Below are 19,200 nucleotides of genomic sequence, written 5' to 3' on the forward strand. Positions count from 1 at the left end.
CCGCAGTGATTCCGCTTCGAATCTTCCGCAGGAACAACCGCGCACGCGGCATGATGATCCACATCCTGTTTGCCGTCGCGCTCATCGTGCCCTTGTGCTCGGCGGTGCCGCAACCCCTGCGTACCATCACAGTGCAGCAGGGCGGCACGAGTCATTCAATCCAATCCTTTGCCGACCGCAGTGTGATATATGCCTCCGCCGATGAACTTGCAGCGGCGGGATCGTTTCGTCTCTTCTCGGATGCGTCCATGAAACGCATCGAGCTGCTCGTAGGCACCCGGAGGTTGAAGCTTTCGGCCGAGAATCCCTTCGTTCCGGTGATCGATCACGCGTCGAATGTTATTCAGCGTGTGGAACAACTGCCTCTGCCCGTCCGTGTGAAGGACTCCCGCTTCTTTGTGCCGCTCGACGCCTTCCTCGCGCTTGTCAACAGGTACACGGAGCCGCCCCTTGTGCTTTCGACCCCGCAGCAGGCCGGCGGCACGCGTGAGGCACGCACTCCCACACCGGATGAACCCCGCGTCAGTGACCGCGGCAGCGAACGTCTCGCTCCGCACGTGATCGCCGAGGAAAGCGCGGCACATTTCGATATACCGCGCGCGACGGTCGACGTCCGTAAAAACGGCACGGTGCTGCGCATCCATGCAAAGAAGGTGTTGGAAAAGCCCGTGACTGAAGACGGTGACGGCGGCGTGTTTGTGCTCACTATTCCGCATGCCACTGTGGATGAAAACGAATTTCGTCAGACGCCGTTGGTCGGAAATGATGTACGATCGATTTCGGCGGTGCAGCTCGGTGATCAGGCCCGCATCGAAATTTCGCTTGGACCAGGCATCGAGGCGCGTTCCATCCTGAAGGACGCCGGCAGCGATGATCTGCTCCTTACCCTGTACCGGACCGCTGAAGTCGGCCGCATACTCTCGGATGAGGAGCAGGATAAAAAGCCGCGCAAGGAACGGACAAAAAGCAAGTGGGCGCTCGATTGCATCGTCATCGACGCCGGACACGGCGGCCGCGATCCGGGCGCCATCGGTGTGTCGGGCATCAAGGAGAAAAACATCACCCTCGGCATCGCATTAAAACTCGGCGCGCTTATCGAACAGAATCTGAAAGGAGTCCGCGTCGTGTTCACACGCGACGACGACAGGTTCATCGAACTCGACCGCCGCGGAAAAATCGCCAACGAGGCCGAAGGCAAACTGTTCATTTCGATCCACTGCAACTCTACCGAGAAAAAACCTTCGACGGCCTCCGGCACGGAAATCTACCTGCTGCGGCCCGGCCGGACCGAAGAGGCGATTCGTGTCGCAGAATTTGAAAACTCCGTGATACGACTCGAAAAAGATTACGAGAAGCGCTACCAAAAACTCACAAACGAAAACTTCATCATCATCACCATGGCGCAAAGCGCCTATGTGAAATACAGCGAACGCTTCGCGGATCTTTTCCACGAAGAGGTTCGCGCAGGGAAAAAGCTCAAGAGTCTGGGCGTCAAACAGGCGGGATTTTACGTGCTTGTCGGCGCCTCGATGCCCAGCGTGCTTGTGGAGGCCGGCTTCCTCTCGAATCCGAAGGACGAGGCCTTCCTCTCGTCACAGGCCGGACAGTCGCATCTCGCCATGGTGATGCTGCGCGCCATCGAACAGTTCGCAACCGAGTACGAGAAGAGTCTCAAGGAGTGACCGCACCCGCGGACATTTGTTTGTGACACCGAAAAACCGTGTCTTGCGTACACGACATCGAAGGAGGTCTTATGGCCGACGAAACACGCGAATCCGAATACCAATGCGCGGACTGCGGAAATCCCGTGATGCAGGAAGACGAATTCTGTCCGCATTGCGGATCCCTGTTTGTTGACGGCGTTATGTGCAGACGGCATCCGGAACAGGCGGCGAGGGGCGTTTGCATCGTCTGCTGCACCCCGTTCTGCGGCGATTGCGGCAAGACCAGTTCAAACATGTTCCTCTGCGAGGAACACCAGAAATATGAGATCTACGAAGGAATGGCCCGCGTGTACGGCACCAACGATGAAGCGGGGGCGCATTATATCGTCGAATGCCTCAAGCAGCAGGATATCCCTGCAGTTGCCTTTTCCCGTGTATCCAGCACTCTCACGTTTGGCGGACCAGATTACACGATGTTCAATGCGGTGGGCGACTACATGGGTCGTATCATCAACGAGTTCAAAGTGATGGTGCCGTGCCAGCTCGTCGAGAAAGCCGAAAGCCTGCTCGAGGAAATACTCACACACCCCGCGGCTGGCGTGGGATCGAGTATCGGGGACAGCACGGAATCCCGTGAACACGACCACACCGGCGGTGAGAATCCCGCCGACGTTGCTCCGCCGCGATGAAAACGCACGGCGTGTAGTCCTGTTGCGAACGCTGCACCCGCCTCGTGTATTTCCCTTGTGCGGGGCGGAACAGTACGATACATTGTGGCGAGGTCAGCCATGAAAACGAAGACATTCCGCTGCGCCTGGTGTTTCGAGATCAACGAGATCCTTGTCGACATCAGCGAAGGCATGGACCAGGTCTTTGTGGAAGACTGTCAGGTGTGCTGCCGTCCCAACACGATCCATGTGACAATCGACGACGAGTCACTTGAGATAACGGTCTCCGCTGAAGCCGAGGGCTGAGTTTTCGCCCGCTCCTACTCGAGCATTGCCAGTTCCACCGAAACGCAGCGATCCATCACCACGTCGAGTCCGGCCGCAAGCGCGCGCTGCGCGGACGCCGGGTCGATGACGCCCACCTGCATCCAGACGGCTTTCGCTCCGATCGCAATCGCGTCATCCACGATGGGCGCGACATATTCGGAGCGACGGAAGATATTCACCACATCCACCGGAACCGGAATGGCGCGCAGATCGGGGTAACACGCGCGTCCATGCCACAGAGCGATGGACGGATTTACCGGAATGACGGTGTACCCGGCCTCCAGCAGATCCATCGCGATGCGGTGGCTGGTCCGGAAGGGATTGTCGGAGAGGCCTACTACTGCGAAGACGCGATGCGTCTTCAGGATTGCGTCGATGCGTGTATTCATACGGATACGATGCGTGGGCAGCACAAACGGATGCAGTGCCATGCGCCCACGCGAATTCTGTGATATTGTGTTGTGTCAGTTCTCGACGCTCAATTCATCAACGTACATCAGTTCGCAGGCGCCGTTCCCCGTATCGTCTCGTCGCAGGGATGTGCCCCAGCGGAATCCTCCCGGTCCGCTCACGCGTACCAGCATGCCGCTCATATGCACAATGCTTCCGCGCATCACCGCATCGAGTCCCTCTCGAATCGTTTCGTTGGCGGGAATGATGTGTGTGTTGGCGCTCGAAATCGAGATTTGTTTCATCGAGATGGGAAGCCGTGAGGTTCGCCAGAGATAGAATCTGTTCGATTGCGAGATATCGAGATTGTCGATGACTGATTGATTCGACATGGCTCCCCAGCCGAGAGCCAGATCGATAGGCGACAGATCCGATGCGTCATCGGAGTATTCCTTCCTGCTGAGGATCAGCGCGCGTATGTCGTATGTCGCGACCGGCGTGAGGGTGTAACCTTCGAGTTGTATCGGTTCCGATATCTCGCATTCCTCCTGCAACGGTTCATCGGGGCAGAGAATGCCGGGTTCCCTCGTGATGGATGGCTCGGGCCATACGAGCATCACGGCGATAGTAACGGCGAACACTGCGAGCATGCCGAGGGTGACACGTAGAATCATTGTGTGTTTCTCCAAGTACCATCGTCAAACTACACCGACGGGAGAACTGCACACAGCACTTTTTTTCCCGCATGTGCAGCTTCTGCACCTTCAACCCTGGAAGCGACGGAGCCGGAGCGCATTACCGAGCACGCTCACCGAGCTAAGCGCCATGGCCGCCGCGGCGATCATCGGATCGAGGAGTCCGAATGCCGCGAGTGGTATGCCCGTCACATTGTAGACAAAGGCCCAGAAAAGGTTCTGCCGGATGGTGACGCGCATCTTCGCCGAGAGGCGGACCGCGCGCACCAGCGCCCGCAGATCGCCGCCCGCGAGTGTCAGGCCGGCGGCGTCCATGGCTATGTCGCTGCCGGTGCCCATGGCGATGCCCACGTCGGCCTGCGCGAGTGCGGGCGCGTCGTTGACTCCGTCGCCCGCCATCGCGACAATCGTGCCCCCGCCCTGCAGTGCGGCGATGTGTCCCGCCTTTTGCTCGGGCAGCACGCCGGCAATCACGCGGCTCACGCCTGTTTCCGCGGCGATATGCCGCGCTGCGTTCTCTGTATCACCTGTGAGCATCACCGTCTCGATGCCAAGTTCGCGCAGGGCTGCAAGTGCGCCCGCCGCGCCGTCTTTCACATGATCGGCCACCGAGATGACACCCGCGGTCACGCCGTCGATCGCAATGACGATGCAGGTCCAACCCGCACCCGTATGCTCGTCCACCAGCGAAGCGGCTCCGCCAGCCGACACGGAAAATTCGCGAAGGAGTGAGAGATTTCCCGCGAGGACGGGCATACCGTTGATGGTCCCTGCCACACCGAGACCGGGGTACGATTGGAATGAGTCCGGATCGGAGGGAACGATACCCGCCTCGCGGGCGTGCCGGACCACGGCGTCTGCAAGCGGATGCTCCGACAAGCGTTCGAGCGCCGCCCCGCGGGCGAGAATGTCGTCCTGCTCGAATCCGCCAAGCGCGTCGATGCGCACCACTGCTGGCCGCCCCTCCGTGATTGTTCCCGTTTTGTCGAACGCCACGACCCGCACAGCATGAAGCTGTTCCAGACTGGCAGCATCACGAACAAGGACGCCAAGCCGCGCGCCCACTCCCGACGCCACCATTACAGCGGCCGGCGTCGCGAGTCCCAGCGCGCAGGGACAGGCGATGATGAGCACTGCAACACAGCGGAGAAGCGCATCCGATACTCCGATTCCTCCGACGCCGAGCCACAGCACAAATGTCAGCGCCGCGAGTACGATCACCACCGGCACAAAGACGGCCGCGATGCGGTCCACGTACTGCTGCACCGGCGCCTTCGACCCCTGCGCCTGCTCGACCATCGCAACGATACGCGCCAGCACGGTCGACGATCCGATGGCCGTCGCTGTACACACGAGACTGCCGCTCATCAGAATGGTGCCTCCTGTCAGTGTGTCGCCCGTTCCCTTTTCCACCGGGGCGCTTTCGCCTGTCAGCATCGATTCGTCCGCATACCCCGAGCCGCGAAGCACGGTTCCATCCACCGGAATACGCTCGCCGGGTCGGACGCGGACCATATCACCCACGCGTATTGCGGCCAGTGGCACATCCTCCTCGATATCCCCGCGCAGCAGCCGCGCTGTGTCGGGCTGCAGCCGCAACAACGCACGTATGGCATCCGACGCCTTGCGTTTCGCACGCGCTTCGAGCCGCTTGCCGAGAAGGATCAGCGTGATGATCGTGGCGCTTGTGTCGAAGTACACGTGCGGCGCGTGGTGCGCTGCGCCGAAGGCCTCGGGTGCGAGGGCGGCGGCGGCGCTGTAGACAAAGGCCGCCCCGGTGCCGACGGCGACGAGCGTGTTCATGTCGGCCACCTTGTGCCGCGCTGCTTTCCATGCAGCGACAAAAAAGCGCCTGCCCGGAACCAGCATCACCGGCGCGGTGAGTGCAAGAAGAATGAGATTGGTGGTCCGAAGGGAAAAAGGAGACCAGGCCTCGTACCCCGACAGCATCGATGCCATGCCCAGCAGCATGATGGGCACCGTCAGGACCGCTGAAGTTAACAGGTCGCGATGCAGGCTGTCTTCGTGTGTGTTCGGTCCTGCTTCCGCCACCGGGGCGTCGGCATCAGGCTGCGCGCGCAGCGTATATCCCGCGTCCGAAACCGCGGCGCGCATGTCCTCGAACGAGACCTTCGAAGCGTCGTACCGGACCCGCGCCTGCTCCGTAGCGAGATTCACGGTGGCGTCTTCGATTCCGTCTATTTTTTTCAGCACCTTCTCCACGCGCAGCACACAGCTCGCGCAGGTCATGCCTTCTATTTGCAGAGTATCGGTGTTCATCGCCGTTCTTTCGGATTGTGGAAAATTCGAAAGACAAACTACTCCGGGATGCTGGCTCTTTCTTTATACAATTCCGGAAATTGTTTACACCCGCGACATTATCCCCCCGGCCTTGAACGCCGGCCAACGCGGTCGAGCGGAATACGCGCCTCGGAGGCCATGGAACGAAACCGGCTCGGCGTCAAACCTGTCACCTTTTTAAATTGGCTTGAGAGATGCTGCACGCTGCTGTATCCCAACCGGTCGGCAATTTCGCTCAGTGTCAGTTCACCGTATTTGAGCAGCTCTTTCGCGTATTCGATGCGCTGAAGAATGAGAAACTGTTCGATGGTCACTCCCTCGACCGAGGAAAAAAGAGCGCTGAGTCCGGAATAGTCCCTGCCGATCTCCGCGGCCAGCGCGTCCGATACACGCCATCCTCGCGGACGTCCTGCCGCGTCCTCGCGGGCAATTTGCAGCACGGCGCGTTTGATGCGTTCGATGGTTTGCAGTCGCGCATCCTCGATGAGTTCGAATCCGTTCTCCAGCAGCATGCTTCGCAGCCGCGTCATCCCTTCCTCGCCGGGCTGTTCACTCAACACCGCTTCGCCGAGGGAGATGCTGCGCACATCGTGACCGAGGGCGGACAGTTCGTCGCGAACGACACGAATGCAGCGGTTGCAGACCATGTTCCGTATATGGATCGTCATCATGACACGGTGGCTCCAGTTTCTGCACTCGTGTGCTGTTCTGTTACGCGATGGTGATCGCTGTGTTGGAGCAGGTCCACATAGGCGCCGGCGACCAGGCAATCGTCGCCGAGGCCAAGCAGGGACAGGATTCTGCGGGCCTCGTCCGATCCGCTCTCCGCGGATTCAGTCTCGCCGAGCACAACTTCCAATTCCAGAAAATCGCCGAGCCCTTCGACTCTGTCGAGGTGCACGCGCGTCCTGCCCAGCATGTACAAGAGCCGCGACTTCCGTACGCGTCCGGAAATGCCGAGAGCGTTTTCCAGCGCCAGGCGCAGAGCAGCGGGTGAGGATGTCGGGGCGAGTACGTATCTGGACTGCTTCGGTCCGTCGATGTCGTCGCGCTCGTAGTGGATCAATTCTCCGCTGCCGTCCCCGAAGTCTCGCAACTTCAGACGGCCGCGTGCGGACACAAAGAACGTGTCATCCTGTGTGATATGCTGCGGTTCCTCACCGCACAGCAGGCGCACCCTGGGTTCGATGTCCTCGATTCGCGTGACGCGCGCTTTTATTTCCACATTGCTTGGCATGACACAATGATACAAAACCCTGCCGTCACGCGGCAGTCCCTGCAACGTTCCCACAAATTGCGCACACGAGGCGCCGCTCCGTTAAGCTGGGTGCCCTCCGTCGAAGAACGGATACGGATCGTAAAAAAAACGGGGACGCGTCGCGTCCCCGTCCAGTGGACATTCCGGAGGGATGTTACATGTACGATTCGATCGGCGGGCAGGTACAGACCACGTTCCTGTCGCCGTACGAGTTGTTTACACGGCCGACTGCGGGCCAGAATTTGTTGATGCGGACGTAGGGTAGAGGATAGACTGCCCGCTCGCGCGAATACGAATGCGGCCAGTTGTCTCCCGTCGCGGCGTGCGCGGTATGCGGAGCATTTTTCAACGGATTGTCGTGTTCGCCGAGTTTCCCGTCAAGCACGTCCTGTATCTCGCCGCGGATCGCAATGAGGGCCTCCGCGAAACGGTCGAGCTCGGCTTTGGATTCGCTTTCCGTGGGTTCGATCATCAGCGTGCCCGCGACCGGGAACGACACCGTCGGCGCGTGGAAGTTATAATCCATGAGACGCTTCGCCACATCCTCGGCTTCGATATGCGCGTCCTTGAAGGGGCGCAGATCCAGGATGAATTCATGCGCCACGCGGCCGTTGGATCCCACGTAGAGAATCGGGTAGTGGTTCTCGAGCCGGGCCTTGAGATAGTTGGCGTTCAGGATTGCAAACTTCGACGAATCGGTCAGGCCTCGCGCACCGAGCATACGGATGTATGCGTAGGAAATGAGAAGGATGCTGGCGCTTCCCCACGGAGCCGATGAGATGGCGGTGATCGACTTCTCTCCGCCAGTGCTGACGACGGGATTACCCGGGAGATACGGCGCGAGATGCGGCGCGACGCAGATCGGGCCCATGCCCGGTCCACCGCCGCCGTGTGGAATCGCGAAGGTCTTGTGCAGGTTGATGTGACATACGTCGGCACCGATGGCCGCGGGACTGGTGAGGCCGACCTGCGCGTTCATGTTTGCGCCGTCCATGTACACCTGTCCGCCGTGTTCATGGATGATGGAACAGACTTCGCGGATGGTCTCTTCGAATACGCCGTGTGTCGACGGATACGTCACCATCAGGGCCATGAGCTGCGCGCTGTGCTCCGAGGCCTTTGCCCGCAGGTCCGCGATGTCGATGTTCCCCATCGCGTCGCAGGCCACCACCACCACCTTGCATCCCGCCATGACGGCGCTTGCCGGATTTGTCCCATGCGCTGAAGCGGGGATGAGTGTCACATCGCGCTGCGTTTCACCCCGGCCATGCTGATAGGCGCGGATGACCATCAGTCCGGCATACTCACCCTGCGCGCCCGAGTTCGGCTGCAGTGAACATGCGGTGAATCCGGTGATGCGGCATAACGCGTCTTCGAGTCCGCGGAATATTTCGGCGTAGCCCTCTGCCTGTTCTTCAGGCGCGAAGGGATGCATGGCCGAAAACGCGGGCCATGTGATGGGAATAAGCTCGGTTGTTGCGTTCAGCTTCATCGTGCAGGAACCGAGAGGAATCATCGAATGCGCGAGCGATAGATCCTTGTTCTCGAGGCGCTTGATATAGCGCAGCAGTTCCGTCTCCGAATGATTCATGTTGAAGATCGGGTGCGTCAGAAATTCGCTCGAGCGGCCGTGAGGCGCGGGATACGTTGTGTCGACGCCTTCGAATACGTCGGCGGACTTTGCATCCGAACCCTTCAACCCCGCAAACAGCGATAGCACGAGCTGAATTTCGCGGACTCCCGTCGTCTCATCGACTGCGATTCCGACGTCGCCGTTCTCGAAGTAGCGGAAATTCACCTGCGCGGCTTCGGCGCGGGCACGCAGCAGCGCCGCATCCGGAACACGCACGCGCAGCGTGTCGAAGAACAGCGTGTTGCGCTGTTCAAAACCGAGGCGCACAAGGCCGTGGTCGATCGCGCAGGCGGCCGCATGAATGTTGCCTGCTATGCGGCGCAGCCCCTGCGGACCGTGATACACGGCATACATGCCGGCCATCACTGCAAGAAGCGCCTGAGCGGTGCAGATATTCGATGTCGCCTTGTCGCGTTTGATGTGCTGCTCGCGGGTCTGCAGTGTCATGCGGAACGCGGGATGTTCCTGCGCGTCCACCGACACACCTATGATGCGCCCGGGCATCATGCGGATGTATTCCTGCTTTGTCGCAAAAAAGGCCGCGTGCGGTCCGCCGTATCCCATGGGCACACCGAAGCGCTGTGCGCTTCCAACCACCACATCAGCGCCGAATTCACCCGGAGGCGTCAGGTGCACGAGACTCATCATGTCCGCCGCCACCACAACCTGAATGCCCTGCGCGTGCGCGGCATCGATGAAGGCGCGATAGTCGATCACCTGGCCGTCCTGCGCGGGGTACTGCACCAATGCGCCGAAGAACGAGGCGTCGAGCTGCGCATCGGCGTGGTTTCCCACCACGATTTCGAATCCGAGCGGGAGGGCGCGGGTCTTCAGCACGTCGAGCGTCTGCGGGTACACCGTGTCCGACACAAAAAACTTCATGCTCCCTGCGCGGTCCGATTTCCTGTGCACAATACCCGCGACCATGATCATCGCCTCGCCAGCAGCCGTGCCCTCGTCGAGCAACGAGGCGTTCGCGACCGCCATGCCTGTCAGGTCGGTCACGAGCGTCTGGAAATTGAGCATCGCCTCAAGGCGGCCCTGTGCAATCTCGGCCTGATAAGGGGTGTACTGCGTGTACCAGCCCGGATTCTCGAGGATATTCCGAAGAATGACCGTCGGCGTGTAGGTGCCGTAATAGCCCATACCAATAAAGGATGTGTAGGTCTTGTTTTTAGAAGCTACCGCCGCGAGTTCGTGCAGCAGTTCCTGCTCGCTCAATCCTTCGGAGAGGGGGAGCGGATCGCCGAGGCGAATGCTCTGCGGTACTGTTTCCTCGATCAGCGCGTCGAGGTTCGGCACACCCAGCAGGGCGAGCATGTCGCGCTCTTCCTGCACGCTGGGACCGAGATGGCGCACGTCAAACGTTTCATCGATGATGCGGGTCGTATTCATGGCGGGCTTTCGGGTTGGTGAAGAGGGCTCCCGGTGCCCTGGCTTCGGGGCCATGGTCCGGGCAGGTGCTGTACGGGGATGACGGGGATGGATGTGTGCGGGATGCGGTGCTATGAAGCGCCTGGCGCTTCAGGGACGGTGAGAAATTCAAGGGCCTTGGCCGCGGCCTTTTGTTCCGCCGCTTTCTTGCTGCCACCGGCGCCTATGCCGACAGGGACGCCGTTTACCTGCACTTCAACGGTAAAAATGGGGCTGTGATCGGGCCCGCTCTCGTCGATGGTCACGTAGCGGGGAATGCCCATGCCGCGGGCCTGCGCGAATTCGAGCAGACGGCTTTTGTAGTTGTCGTCGGTTGTGAGGCGCGAGCTTGGGAACTGCGAGAGAAGCTGATCCTCGATGAACGTCTTTGCCGCCTTGTAGCCGCCGTCGAGATAAATGGCGGCGACAAACGCTTCAACGGCATCCACCAGAATCGAGTCGCTTCCGGAGCGGATCGATTGATGCGCGCTCGGACTCATGAGGAGGAAGTCCTCGAACTCGAGCCGACGCGCGCACTCCGAGAGCGCCGTCCTGCTGACAACACGCGCCCGGAGTTTCGACAGTTCCCCTTCCTCCGCATCGGGAAAGAGGTTGTAGAGATGCTCGGCCACCACGAGATTCAGAATCGCATCGCCGAGAAATTCCATGCGCTCGTTCGACTTTGTGATGCTCGGCGGGCACAACTGCAGATACGACCGGTGGACGATCGCCTGGATGAAATACTTCTCGTGCCGCACATGGTACCCGGTGCGGCGTGTAAATTCCGCGCTGTCGAAATCGACAGTCGCGGTCAGCGCAACGCGTCCTTCCTCCTCCTGTTGCGAGGGCGGGACAACAGGTGTTTTTCGCGAGGTGCTGCGTGGTGCGAGGAGGATCTTCAGCAGGCGGAACATACAGGAAGGTGGTCAACCCCTCATGCGCCGTTGTACTTCTTGAGGACTATCGACGTGTTGTGTCCGCCGAAGCCGAAGGTGTTTGTGACGGCCGCGTTCACCACATGGTCGATGGCGGCGCCGGGCACGTAATCGAGATCGCAGTCCGGATCGGGTGTGATCTGATTGAGCGTCGCATGCACTTTGTTCTGCTGCACCATGAGCGCTGTGGCGATAACCTCGACACCGCCGGCGGCGCCAAGCAGGTGACCGATCATAGATTTGGTGGAGTTGACCTTCAACTTCGACGCGTGGCTGCCGAAGACCGACTTGATGGCGGCCGTCTCGTTCCTGTCGTTATACGGTGTCGACGTGCCATGCGCGTTCACGAGATCGATTTCCTCGGGCTGCATGCCGGCGTCCTTTATTGCCAGCTTCATCGAACGCACGGCGCCTTCGCCGCCCGGAGCCGGTTCCGTGATGTGGTATGCGTCGCCGGTGAAACCGATGCCGCACAACTCGCAGATGATGTTGGCGCCGCGCGCGAGCGCGTGTTCGAGTTCCTCGAGGATCACGATGCCCGAGCCCTCGCCCATGACAAAACCGTCACGGTCCTTGTCGAAGGGACGGCTCGCGGTCGCAGGATCGTCGTTGCGTGTCGACAGAGCCCGCATTGCGCCGAACCCGCCGAGGCCCATCGGGGTGATCGCCGCTTCGGCGCCGCCCGTGACCATGACGTCGGCCATGTCGCGCTCGATGAGCATGTACGCATCACCAATCGCGTGCGAGGCGGTGGCACAGGCCGAGACCGTGCCGTAATTCGGACCTTTATATCCGAACATGATCGAAATGTATCCGGCCGCGATGTCGGTGATCAGCATCGGGACGAAAAACGGGCTGATCTGGCGCGGACCACTCTCGTGAAAGAGCTTCTGCTGCTGGAAATTAGTCCACATTCCTCCGATACCGGACCCGACCACGACGCCGGCGCGATCCTTGTCGACGCCTCCTGTGTCAAGACCGGCGGACGCAACCGCCTGAACGGCGGACGCTACTGCGTAATGTGTGAACGGATCCATCCGCTGCGCCATCTTGCGGTCGAAAAACGTCGTCGGATCGAAGTTCTTCACTTCGGCGGCGATGTTGGTGCGGTAGGCGGACGTGTCGAATCGAGTGATGGGCCCGACTCCACTGGCGCCGGCGAGGAGATTGTTCCAATACTCCTCAACGGTGTTGCCCAGGGGATTGATGGTTCCCATGCCCGTAATAACGACGCGGCGCTTCTTCATGTACAACCTCCAAATGGTGTGGTGCCCCGGGTCCTTGCCGGAGCGGAGTGGGGTGCGGCCGCGCGAACGCCGGCCGCATCTCGAATCAGGACACGTGGGTGGTGATGTATTTGACGGCGTCGCCGACGGTGGTGATCTTTTCGGCATCCTCATCCGCGATGGTGAGATTGAATGCCTTCTCGAGTTCCATCACCAGTTCCACTGTGTCGAGGGAGTCCGCGCCGAGGTCGTTCGTGAACGACGCGCTCTCTGTGATCTGGCTCTCTTCGACGCCGAGTTTGCTGACGATGATCTGTTTGACTTTTTGGACGAGCTCTTCGGACATGGGAAAACTCCGATTGAAGGGTGGGACAGAAAAGTATGTGTTTTGAGAGAACGAGCGATGTGAGGCCCTTACATCACCATGCCGCCATCGACGCAAAGGACCTGTCCAGTAATATACGCAGATTTTTCGGAAGCGAGGAATGCGGCGGCTCCCGCGACATCGGCGGGTGTCCCGCCTCGTTTGAGCGGGATAACAGTCATAAACGCTGCGCGCTGCTCCTCGCTGAGCACCGCGGTCATCTCGGTTTCGATGTATCCGGGGGCGATGGCGTTGACGGTGATGTTGCGGCCTGCGAGTTCCTTCGCGATCGATTTCGTGAACCCGATCAGGCCCGCCTTCGATGCGGAATAATTCGACTGCCCGGCATTGCCCATCACGCCGACGACGGAACTGATGTTCACAATGCGGCCGAAACGCTGGCGCATCATGATACGCGAGGCCGCGCGTGTCATGAGAAATGCGCCCTTCAGGTTCACGGTGAGCACGGCGTCCCAGTCGTCGTCGGTCATGCGCATGAGCAGCTTGTCGCGCGTAATGCCCGCATTGTTGATGAGCACGTCGATGCGGCCAAGTGATGCCGCGACTGCATCGACCGCGGCGTCAACAGCAGCGGCGTCGGTGATATCCACCGCGCGGCCCTCCGCCGTGCGGCCCATGGCCTGCACTTCGGCGAGAAACGTCTCGAAATCCGGCGGGAAGGCGCGGTCGAAGATCACGATGTTTGCGCCTTGAACGGCAAATTCCCTCGCTATTTCGCGGCCGATGCCACGCGCGCCGCCGGTGATCAGTGCGATTTTATTTTCGAACGGAAGCATGTGGCTCTCCTCTTGCAGATGACGTCGGTTTAATGCAGATCGGCGGCTGTGCCGATGCACAGGCACTCGGCGTCGGGTTCAATGCGCTTCAACAGCCCCTGAAGAACGTTGCCCGGACCCACTTCACGGAAATGGGTCACGCCGTCGCGCAGCATGTTACGCATGCTTGCCTCCCACAGCACCGGACTCGTGATCTGTCGGAAGAGCATTTCGCGCACAGTGGCCGCATCGTGTACCGCTTCGCCCGTAACGTTGGTATACACCGGGAAAGTGGGATCACTGACGGGCGTGGCCGCGAGCGTTTCCCCGATTTCGTCCTGTGCAAACTGCATCAGCGGGGAATGGAACGCTCCGCTGACCGGGAGCTTCTTTGCCAGCCGGACACCCCGCGCCTTGAGAAGCTCGATCGCCTTGTCGACTCCTTCGACACTGCCCGAAATGACGATCTGGCCTGGCGAATTGAAGTTGGCAGTCTGAACAATACCCGCGGCCGCGGCTTCCGTGCAACACTGTTCCACAAGTTCGGGTTCCGCGCCGATGACTGCAGCCATCGCGCCGGGCGACCGCACACCGGCTTCCTGCATGAGTTCACCACGCCTCTTCACGAGACGGAGCCCGTCCTCGAAGGTAAGAGCACCGGCGGCGACAAGCGCCGAATATTCGCCGAGTGAATGACCGGCCGCGGCGTCGGCCTTCGCGCCGAGCAGACGCGTCACCACGACGCTATGTGTGAAAATCGCCGGCTGCGTGTACTTGGTCTGCTTGAGCACGTCTTCCGGACCCTCGAAGCAAATCCGCGAGAGATCGTCGCCCATGATGTCGTTTGCGATGTTAAAGAGCTCGCGGGCTGCGGGATACGCTTCGACAAGATCCTTCGCCATGCCCACAAATTGTGACGCCTGTCCGGGGAATAGAAACGCGGTCTTCATCGTACGCCCCTTAGATCGACCAGCGGACGTATGCGCCGCCCCAGGTGTACCCCGCGCCGAAGGCAGCGAGAACGAGGCGGTCACCACGCTTGAGTGAACCGTTGCCGTAGTATTCGGCCAGACAGCTTGGGATCGTTGCTGCGGTGGTGTTTCCGTATCGGTCGATATTCACCATCACCTTGTCCATACCGATGCCCATGCGCTCGGCAGTGGCCTGAATGATGCGCATGTTCGCCTGATGCGGCACCAGCCACGCGACGTCTTCGCTGGAGAGGTTGTTCCGTTTCATGATTTCGACCGAGACGTCGGCCATGCCCACGACTGCGACTTTGAAAACGGCCTTTCCGTCCTGGTAGATGTAATGCCAGCCCTTGTCCACCGTTTCGTGCGTCGCGGGATTGCGGCTTCCGCCGCCCTTCATGTGCAGCGCGTCCTCGCCGCTCCCGTCCATATAATTCACCCAGTCAACGATGCCATAGCCCGGTTCGTCGCCCGGCTCGAGCAGCACTGCCGCACCGCCGTCTCCAAACAGGATAACGGTATTGCGATCGTTTCTATCGGCGATGGCGGTCATTTTATCCGCGCCGATCACCAGCACCTTTTTGTACGTGCCCGCCTGAATAAACTGCGATCCCGTTGCGAGGGCATAGAGGAATCCCGAGCAGGCGCCGCTGAGGTCGAAACCCCACGCGTTTTTTGCTCCGATTTTGTTCTGGATCAGAGCGGCCGTGCTGGGGAAGAACATGTCGGGTGTGACGGTCGCGACGACGATCAGGTCCACTTCTTCCGGACCGATCCCGCGCATTGCGAGGGCGCGACGGGCGGCCTCGGCGCCGAGATCTGATGTAGCGCCGTCGAGAAGGGCGCGCCGTTCGCGGATGCCTGTGCGCGACAGTATCCACTCGTCGGTGGTATCGAGATACGACACAAAATGCGCGTTGTCGTAAACAGTATCGGGCGCGTAATGGCCGATGGCGGTGATGTTGACGGTCTTCATATGGTCTTTCTATGTGCGTGTTGGTTAGGCAGCGGGAGGGAGCGTCGCCATTGCCTCAGCGATGCGCTCGTTCACGCGCCGGTCAATCATTTCTTTGGCTTTGAGAATCATGTGTTTGATGGCGCGGGGAGACGAACTGCCATGCCCGATGATGCTCACACCGTTCACTCCGAGCAGCGGCACGCCACCGTGTTCCTGATAATCCCACTCCTTCATCATGGCGCGCATGGGGCTGCGCAGCAGTCCCAGCGAGAGCTTCGCGACGAGTCCCCGTTGGGCGAGTTCTGTGAACTTCGCCTTCAGGAATCCGGGAATCGATTCGGCAAACTTGAGAATGATGTTGCCTGTGAATCCGTCGCAGACGACTACGTCCACCGTGCCTTTGAGAATGTCTCGTCCTTCGACGTTGCCGGCGAAACGCAGCGGAGCATTCTTCAGCAGCTTGTAGGCCTCGATAGTCGCTTCGTTGCCCTTGCCCTCCTCCTCGCCCACGTTGAGGAGCCCGACGCTCGGGTTCTCGACTCCGCGCAGCAGTTCCGTCAACACGGCGCCCATGACACCGAATTGTGCAAGATGATGCGGTTTGGAATCGACGTTGGCGCCCGCGTCGATGACAAGTGTCCAGCCCTTCTGCGAAGGAAGGAACGTCCCAATGGTCGGACGTGCAACACCGGGCAGCCGCCCGAGAATCAGAGTGGACGCGGCCATGACAGCGCCGGTATTCCCCGCGCTGATGAAACCATGAACTTCCCCGGCCTTGTGCGCTTCAAGAGCACGCACGATCGAGGAATCGCGCTTGCTCTTCAGGGCTGTAGTGGCGCTCTCCCCCATTCCGATCGTTTCCCGTGTGTGTACAACGGTTATCCCTTCGGGAAGAGGACCGGCGGGAAGGAAGGGCTGGATACGTTGCTCGTCGCCAAAAAGTACGACGCCGAAATCGCAGCGCGGATCGGCGACGCATTCGAGCGCGCCGCGCACGGCCGCTTCGGGCGCGAAGTCGCCGCCCATGGCGTCGACGGCAATCTTGACCGGAGAAACGCTCACGCGGGATGTATCCGGCGCATCAACCGCAACACGCGCGGCGTTGAAGCCGCGCCCTATGCGGTAATTGCGCGCGAAACCTTAGGCCTTGGGTGAAACGATGGAACGGCCGTTGTAGTATCCGCAGTTCGGACACACGCGGTGCTGGAGTTTCGCCTCGCCGCAATTCGAGCAGGTGCTCACTGAGGGGGCCTCTGCCTTGTAATGCGTGCGGCGTTTCCGCGAACGCGTCTTCGAGTGGCGATGGGTTGGATTCGGCATGGTGTTGGATCCTTGGTGTATGGTTGCGTTATGTCGTTTCGTTTCGAAGTTTTTGCAGGGCTTCCCAGCGGGGATCGATCTTGTCTGCCCCCGAATCCAGATGCTCCTCCGGTATCGTGACAGGGCAGCTCGGATTCCCGTCCGCATCCTCTTCGTGAATGCGGCGCATCGGTATCGCGAGCAGTGCGAAGTCTCGCACATCGGCCGATATGTCGATTACGGGCTGGTTTGGATCGATAATGCGCACGTCTTCTTCGTCCAATTCGCGGGCGGACGATAATTCGCGTGCGTAGAAAAGAGAAAATTCACCGGCAAAGGGAATCCGGACCGGCTCGAGACAACGGTCGCACGGGAACGTTGCGCCTGAAGAGAGTGCGACGCGCAGTATGAGCTGCGCATGTGTTTTGTCCATCACCGCATGTACGACGACTTCCTCGTTGTACTCGGCGGGCAGACCAATCTCGTCAGGACGAGCCGTAATGTCGAACGTATGTTCGCCATCGGCCAGACCCGAGATACGGATGGGAATATGGTAATCTGTCTGTTTCACTGTCACAGAACACTCAAGCAAGTAAATCTAGGGAAAAGGGTCAAGGAAAACAAGAACGGTATGTCGGTGCTCTTCCAGGTTTGTTTTCCGGCCCGAACGGCGGATATTGGCGCGTTGCGCACACAGTGCCTGCCGCGCGTCACGCGCCAACCCGTTTCGACGTACGGCCGTTCCCGAAAAATTCGCCGGCAACGCTGCTTTGAACGGCTTTCCGCATCAATCCGCCCGTATCCCGAAAGTGAAACCGCCTTTCTCGTCATCACGCATTTTATACAATGCGGTTCTGGTGCTGCTCTGCTGCAGTCCCGCGATACTTCGCTGGATTGTTGCGCCCGATTACCCCGGAACGGACGATGCGTTCATCCATGCCGCAATTATCGAGAACATTCACGAAGGTGCGGGCTGGGGCGTCAATGCGGGCGACCGCGTCTTCATGACCACGAGTCCCCTCTTTACCGCGGGATTTGTCTGCCTCCGCGCGTGCACACATGCGTATATGGAAATCGGCATGGCTCTGTCCCTGCTCGCGGGAATGGCTGCCATTGCCGGAGTGTACACTCTCACCCGGCTGCTAGGCGCACGCGGAAGCATCGTACCCCTCGCCGCGGGGGCCCTGACAGCGGCGAACCTGCACCTCTGGCGATGGAGTGGCGCATTTATCGAGGCGTCGTTTGCTGCGGCCGCTGTGATATGGGTGCTCTGCTTGTACTACTTTCTTGTCGAAAGAACGAAGCATCCGGCGGCGGCGGGCTGGCTTCTGCTTGGTTCCGCCTGTGGACTGCTTGTTTTGTTGCGCCCCGAAGCGGGTCTGCTGATCCCCGTCCTTTGTGCAGGTATTATCACGGCGAAACGGCCGCATGTCAGGACGCGGGTTGCCGCGCTCGCCTCGGGCGCGGCGTTTGTGCTTCTTGCAGCGGGTCTCGCGCTTTTTATGAACTTCGGCGACGTCCTGCCCTCCACGTTCTTTGCCAAATCGGAGTACGGTGTCCTTTGGATCAATACACGCGTCTGGACGCAGCTCGGATCCGTCATAACCACGGGATATGGCGGAGCGGCGCTGTGTGCGTCTGTGGTGCCGGTGTTGTTGTGGCGACGAAGCAACGCCGCCACGCGCGAGCGGCTGCGCCTCGTGCTGCCGCTGTTGCTTTTCCCCCTTGCAGGATGCGTGTTCTATTCTCTGAAACTCCCCTCACTGCAGAGCGCGGGCCGCTATACGCTCCCCTTTCTGATTTCTGCACCCTCACTGGTGGCGCTTACCTCGCAGTTCGCGAATCAGCGTCTCTGGACGCGACTCGTGCTGTGCGTGGCGGGTGTACAATTCGCGGCCGCTCTCTGGCTGCACGTGTCCACGACGGGACCGGTGTTGCGCACGATGCGCAGTGGATATGTGGAGGCGATGCGCGCCTGCGCCGGAGAGTTGAACCGGCGCGCGTTTCACAACGACAGTGTGCTCGTCTATATGGACATCGGTGTGATATCGCTCGAGCGGCGCCCTGATATCCGTATCGTCGACGCTGCGGGACTCGCATCGCCATGGCTGCAAAACCTCGAGCTGTCTAACATCTTCTCCACCACATCAACACGCTTTGTCATCGAGAGTCTCGGCACGGAAGACCGGTATGTCGAGAAACACATGGCGGCCGCAGGTGTGCGCTACCGCGAGGTATGGAGTCGCAGCTTCCCCTCACCCGCGCTTGAAGGACGCGGGGCGCCGGTTACGGTGCGTCTGTTCGAGATCGCGGCGAAATAGT

The 19,200-nt window shown here is 60.2% G+C and carries 19 protein-coding genes; 4 read left to right on the top strand and 15 right to left on the bottom strand.

Features of this window, described 5'->3' with window-relative positions; genetic code table 11:
* The first annotated feature begins 5 nt into the window (after nt 1-5).
* The 3 genes from HY962_10685 to HY962_10695 all read left to right on the top strand — a co-directional run bounded on the left by HY962_10685 (nt 6) and on the right by HY962_10695 (nt 2,638).
* Nucleotides 6-1,682 (top strand): N-acetylmuramoyl-L-alanine amidase, encoded by a 1,677-nt coding sequence (locus HY962_10685; protein MBI5647387.1) that lies wholly within the window; start codon nt 6-8, stop codon nt 1,680-1,682.
* A gap of 71 nt (nt 1,683-1,753) precedes the next feature.
* Entirely contained in the window at nt 1,754-2,353 is a 600-nt protein-coding gene (locus HY962_10690; protein ID MBI5647388.1) for a DUF2007 domain-containing protein, read from the top strand.
* A 99-nt stretch (nt 2,354-2,452) separates the two neighbouring features.
* Nucleotides 2,453-2,638 (top strand): CPXCG motif-containing cysteine-rich protein, encoded by a 186-nt coding sequence (locus HY962_10695; GenBank protein ID MBI5647389.1) that lies wholly within the window; start codon nt 2,453-2,455, stop codon nt 2,636-2,638.
* 14 nt (nt 2,639-2,652) lie between these two features.
* Here the strand turns inward: HY962_10695 and HY962_10700 are convergent, their stop codons facing one another.
* From HY962_10700 to HY962_10770, 15 genes are all read right to left on the bottom strand, one after another.
* Nucleotides 2,653-3,048: a CoA-binding protein gene (locus tag HY962_10700; GenBank protein ID MBI5647390.1), complete on the bottom strand. Its 396-nt coding sequence runs from the start codon at nt 3,046-3,048 to the stop codon at nt 2,653-2,655.
* A gap of 75 nt (nt 3,049-3,123) precedes the next feature.
* Nucleotides 3,124-3,723, bottom strand: coding sequence for a hypothetical protein (locus HY962_10705; GenBank protein ID MBI5647391.1), 600 nt, complete (start codon nt 3,721-3,723; stop codon nt 3,124-3,126).
* Between the two features lie 90 nt (nt 3,724-3,813).
* Nucleotides 3,814-6,024, bottom strand: a complete 2,211-nt coding sequence (locus HY962_10710) for a copper-translocating P-type ATPase (GenBank protein ID MBI5647392.1) — start codon at nt 6,022-6,024, stop codon at nt 3,814-3,816.
* 98 nt (nt 6,025-6,122) lie between these two features.
* Nucleotides 6,123-6,713, bottom strand: a complete 591-nt coding sequence (locus HY962_10715; protein ID MBI5647393.1) for a helix-turn-helix transcriptional regulator — start codon at nt 6,711-6,713, stop codon at nt 6,123-6,125.
* Entirely contained in the window at nt 6,713-7,282 is a 570-nt protein-coding gene (locus HY962_10720) for a class IV adenylate cyclase (GenBank protein MBI5647394.1), read from the bottom strand. Before HY962_10720 ends, HY962_10715 begins: the two co-directional genes overlap by 1 nt.
* Nucleotides 7,283-7,457: 175 nt before the next feature.
* Nucleotides 7,458-10,331, bottom strand: a complete 2,874-nt coding sequence (gene gcvP / locus HY962_10725; GenBank protein ID MBI5647395.1) for an aminomethyl-transferring glycine dehydrogenase — start codon at nt 10,329-10,331, stop codon at nt 7,458-7,460.
* A gap of 110 nt (nt 10,332-10,441) precedes the next feature.
* A complete protein-coding gene (gene rnc / locus HY962_10730) occupies nt 10,442-11,263 on the bottom strand; it encodes a ribonuclease III (GenBank protein ID MBI5647396.1) in 822 nt (273 codons plus the stop codon).
* A gap of 20 nt (nt 11,264-11,283) precedes the next feature.
* On the bottom strand, nt 11,284-12,531 hold the full coding sequence (gene fabF / locus HY962_10735) for a beta-ketoacyl-ACP synthase II (protein MBI5647397.1): 1,248 nt from the start codon (nt 12,529-12,531) through the stop codon (nt 11,284-11,286).
* An 85-nt stretch (nt 12,532-12,616) separates the two neighbouring features.
* Complete coding sequence (locus tag HY962_10740; protein ID MBI5647398.1) at nt 12,617-12,856, bottom strand: acyl carrier protein; 240 nt, start codon at nt 12,854-12,856, stop codon at nt 12,617-12,619.
* 68 nt (nt 12,857-12,924) lie between these two features.
* Nucleotides 12,925-13,671, bottom strand: coding sequence for a 3-oxoacyl-[acyl-carrier-protein] reductase (gene fabG, locus HY962_10745; protein ID MBI5647399.1), 747 nt, complete (start codon nt 13,669-13,671; stop codon nt 12,925-12,927).
* A 29-nt stretch (nt 13,672-13,700) separates the two neighbouring features.
* Nucleotides 13,701-14,600: an ACP S-malonyltransferase gene (gene fabD / locus HY962_10750; GenBank protein MBI5647400.1), complete on the bottom strand. Its 900-nt coding sequence runs from the start codon at nt 14,598-14,600 to the stop codon at nt 13,701-13,703.
* Nucleotides 14,601-14,610: 10 nt separating this feature from the next.
* Nucleotides 14,611-15,597 carry a ketoacyl-ACP synthase III gene (locus HY962_10755; GenBank protein ID MBI5647401.1) on the bottom strand — a complete coding sequence of 329 codons (987 nt, stop codon included), beginning with the start codon at nt 15,595-15,597 and terminating at the stop codon, nt 14,611-14,613.
* A 24-nt stretch (nt 15,598-15,621) separates the two neighbouring features.
* Entirely contained in the window at nt 15,622-16,605 is a 984-nt protein-coding gene (plsX, locus tag HY962_10760) for a phosphate acyltransferase PlsX (GenBank protein MBI5647402.1), read from the bottom strand.
* A 114-nt stretch (nt 16,606-16,719) separates the two neighbouring features.
* Nucleotides 16,720-16,899, bottom strand: coding sequence for a 50S ribosomal protein L32 (gene rpmF, locus HY962_10765; GenBank protein MBI5647403.1), 180 nt, complete (start codon nt 16,897-16,899; stop codon nt 16,720-16,722).
* A 28-nt stretch (nt 16,900-16,927) separates the two neighbouring features.
* The gene (locus tag HY962_10770) at nt 16,928-17,449 is read right to left on the bottom strand and encodes a DUF177 domain-containing protein (GenBank protein MBI5647404.1); all 522 of its coding nucleotides are present in this window, start codon (nt 17,447-17,449) and stop codon (nt 16,928-16,930) included.
* A 238-nt stretch (nt 17,450-17,687) separates the two neighbouring features.
* Between HY962_10770 and HY962_10775 the strand changes: the two genes are divergently transcribed.
* Nucleotides 17,688-19,199 carry a hypothetical protein gene (locus HY962_10775; GenBank protein ID MBI5647405.1) on the top strand — a complete coding sequence of 504 codons (1,512 nt, stop codon included), beginning with the start codon at nt 17,688-17,690 and terminating at the stop codon, nt 19,197-19,199.
* The last annotated feature ends 1 nt before the right edge of the window (nt 19,200 follow it).

This window comes from Ignavibacteriota bacterium, from assembly GCA_016218045.1.
Taxonomy (GTDB): Bacteria; Bacteroidota; Ignavibacteria; order SZUA-365; family SZUA-365; genus JACRFB01.

What these genes read in the sequence shown, in the direction of transcription:
- rpmF (MBI5647403.1), bottom strand. Translation starts at nt 16,899, where the DNA reads ATGCCGAATCCAACCCATCGCCACTCGAAGACGCGTTCGCGGAAACGC.
- fabD (MBI5647400.1), bottom strand. Translation starts at nt 14,600, where the DNA reads ATGAAGACCGCGTTTCTATTCCCCGGACAGGCGTCACAATTTGTGGGC.
- HY962_10720 (MBI5647394.1), bottom strand. Translation starts at nt 7,282, where the DNA reads ATGCCAAGCAATGTGGAAATAAAAGCGCGCGTCACGCGAATCGAGGAC.
- HY962_10690 (MBI5647388.1), top strand. Translation starts at nt 1,754, where the DNA reads ATGGCCGACGAAACACGCGAATCCGAATACCAATGCGCGGACTGCGGA.
- fabF (MBI5647397.1), bottom strand. Translation starts at nt 12,531, where the DNA reads ATGAAGAAGCGCCGCGTCGTTATTACGGGCATGGGAACCATCAATCCC.
- HY962_10755 (MBI5647401.1), bottom strand. Translation starts at nt 15,597, where the DNA reads ATGAAGACCGTCAACATCACCGCCATCGGCCATTACGCGCCCGATACT.
- HY962_10740 (MBI5647398.1), bottom strand. Translation starts at nt 12,856, where the DNA reads ATGTCCGAAGAGCTCGTCCAAAAAGTCAAACAGATCATCGTCAGCAAA.
- HY962_10715 (MBI5647393.1), bottom strand. Translation starts at nt 6,713, where the DNA reads ATGACGATCCATATACGGAACATGGTCTGCAACCGCTGCATTCGTGTC.
- rnc (MBI5647396.1), bottom strand. Translation starts at nt 11,263, where the DNA reads ATGTTCCGCCTGCTGAAGATCCTCCTCGCACCACGCAGCACCTCGCGA.
- fabG (MBI5647399.1), bottom strand. Translation starts at nt 13,671, where the DNA reads ATGCTTCCGTTCGAAAATAAAATCGCACTGATCACCGGCGGCGCGCGT.
- plsX (MBI5647402.1), bottom strand. Translation starts at nt 16,605, where the DNA reads ATGGGCGGCGACTTCGCGCCCGAAGCGGCCGTGCGCGGCGCGCTCGAA.
- HY962_10695 (MBI5647389.1), top strand. Translation starts at nt 2,453, where the DNA reads ATGAAAACGAAGACATTCCGCTGCGCCTGGTGTTTCGAGATCAACGAG.
- gcvP (MBI5647395.1), bottom strand. Translation starts at nt 10,331, where the DNA reads ATGAATACGACCCGCATCATCGATGAAACGTTTGACGTGCGCCATCTC.
- HY962_10705 (MBI5647391.1), bottom strand. Translation starts at nt 3,723, where the DNA reads ATGATTCTACGTGTCACCCTCGGCATGCTCGCAGTGTTCGCCGTTACT.
- HY962_10710 (MBI5647392.1), bottom strand. Translation starts at nt 6,024, where the DNA reads ATGAACACCGATACTCTGCAAATAGAAGGCATGACCTGCGCGAGCTGT.
- HY962_10700 (MBI5647390.1), bottom strand. Translation starts at nt 3,048, where the DNA reads ATGAATACACGCATCGACGCAATCCTGAAGACGCATCGCGTCTTCGCA.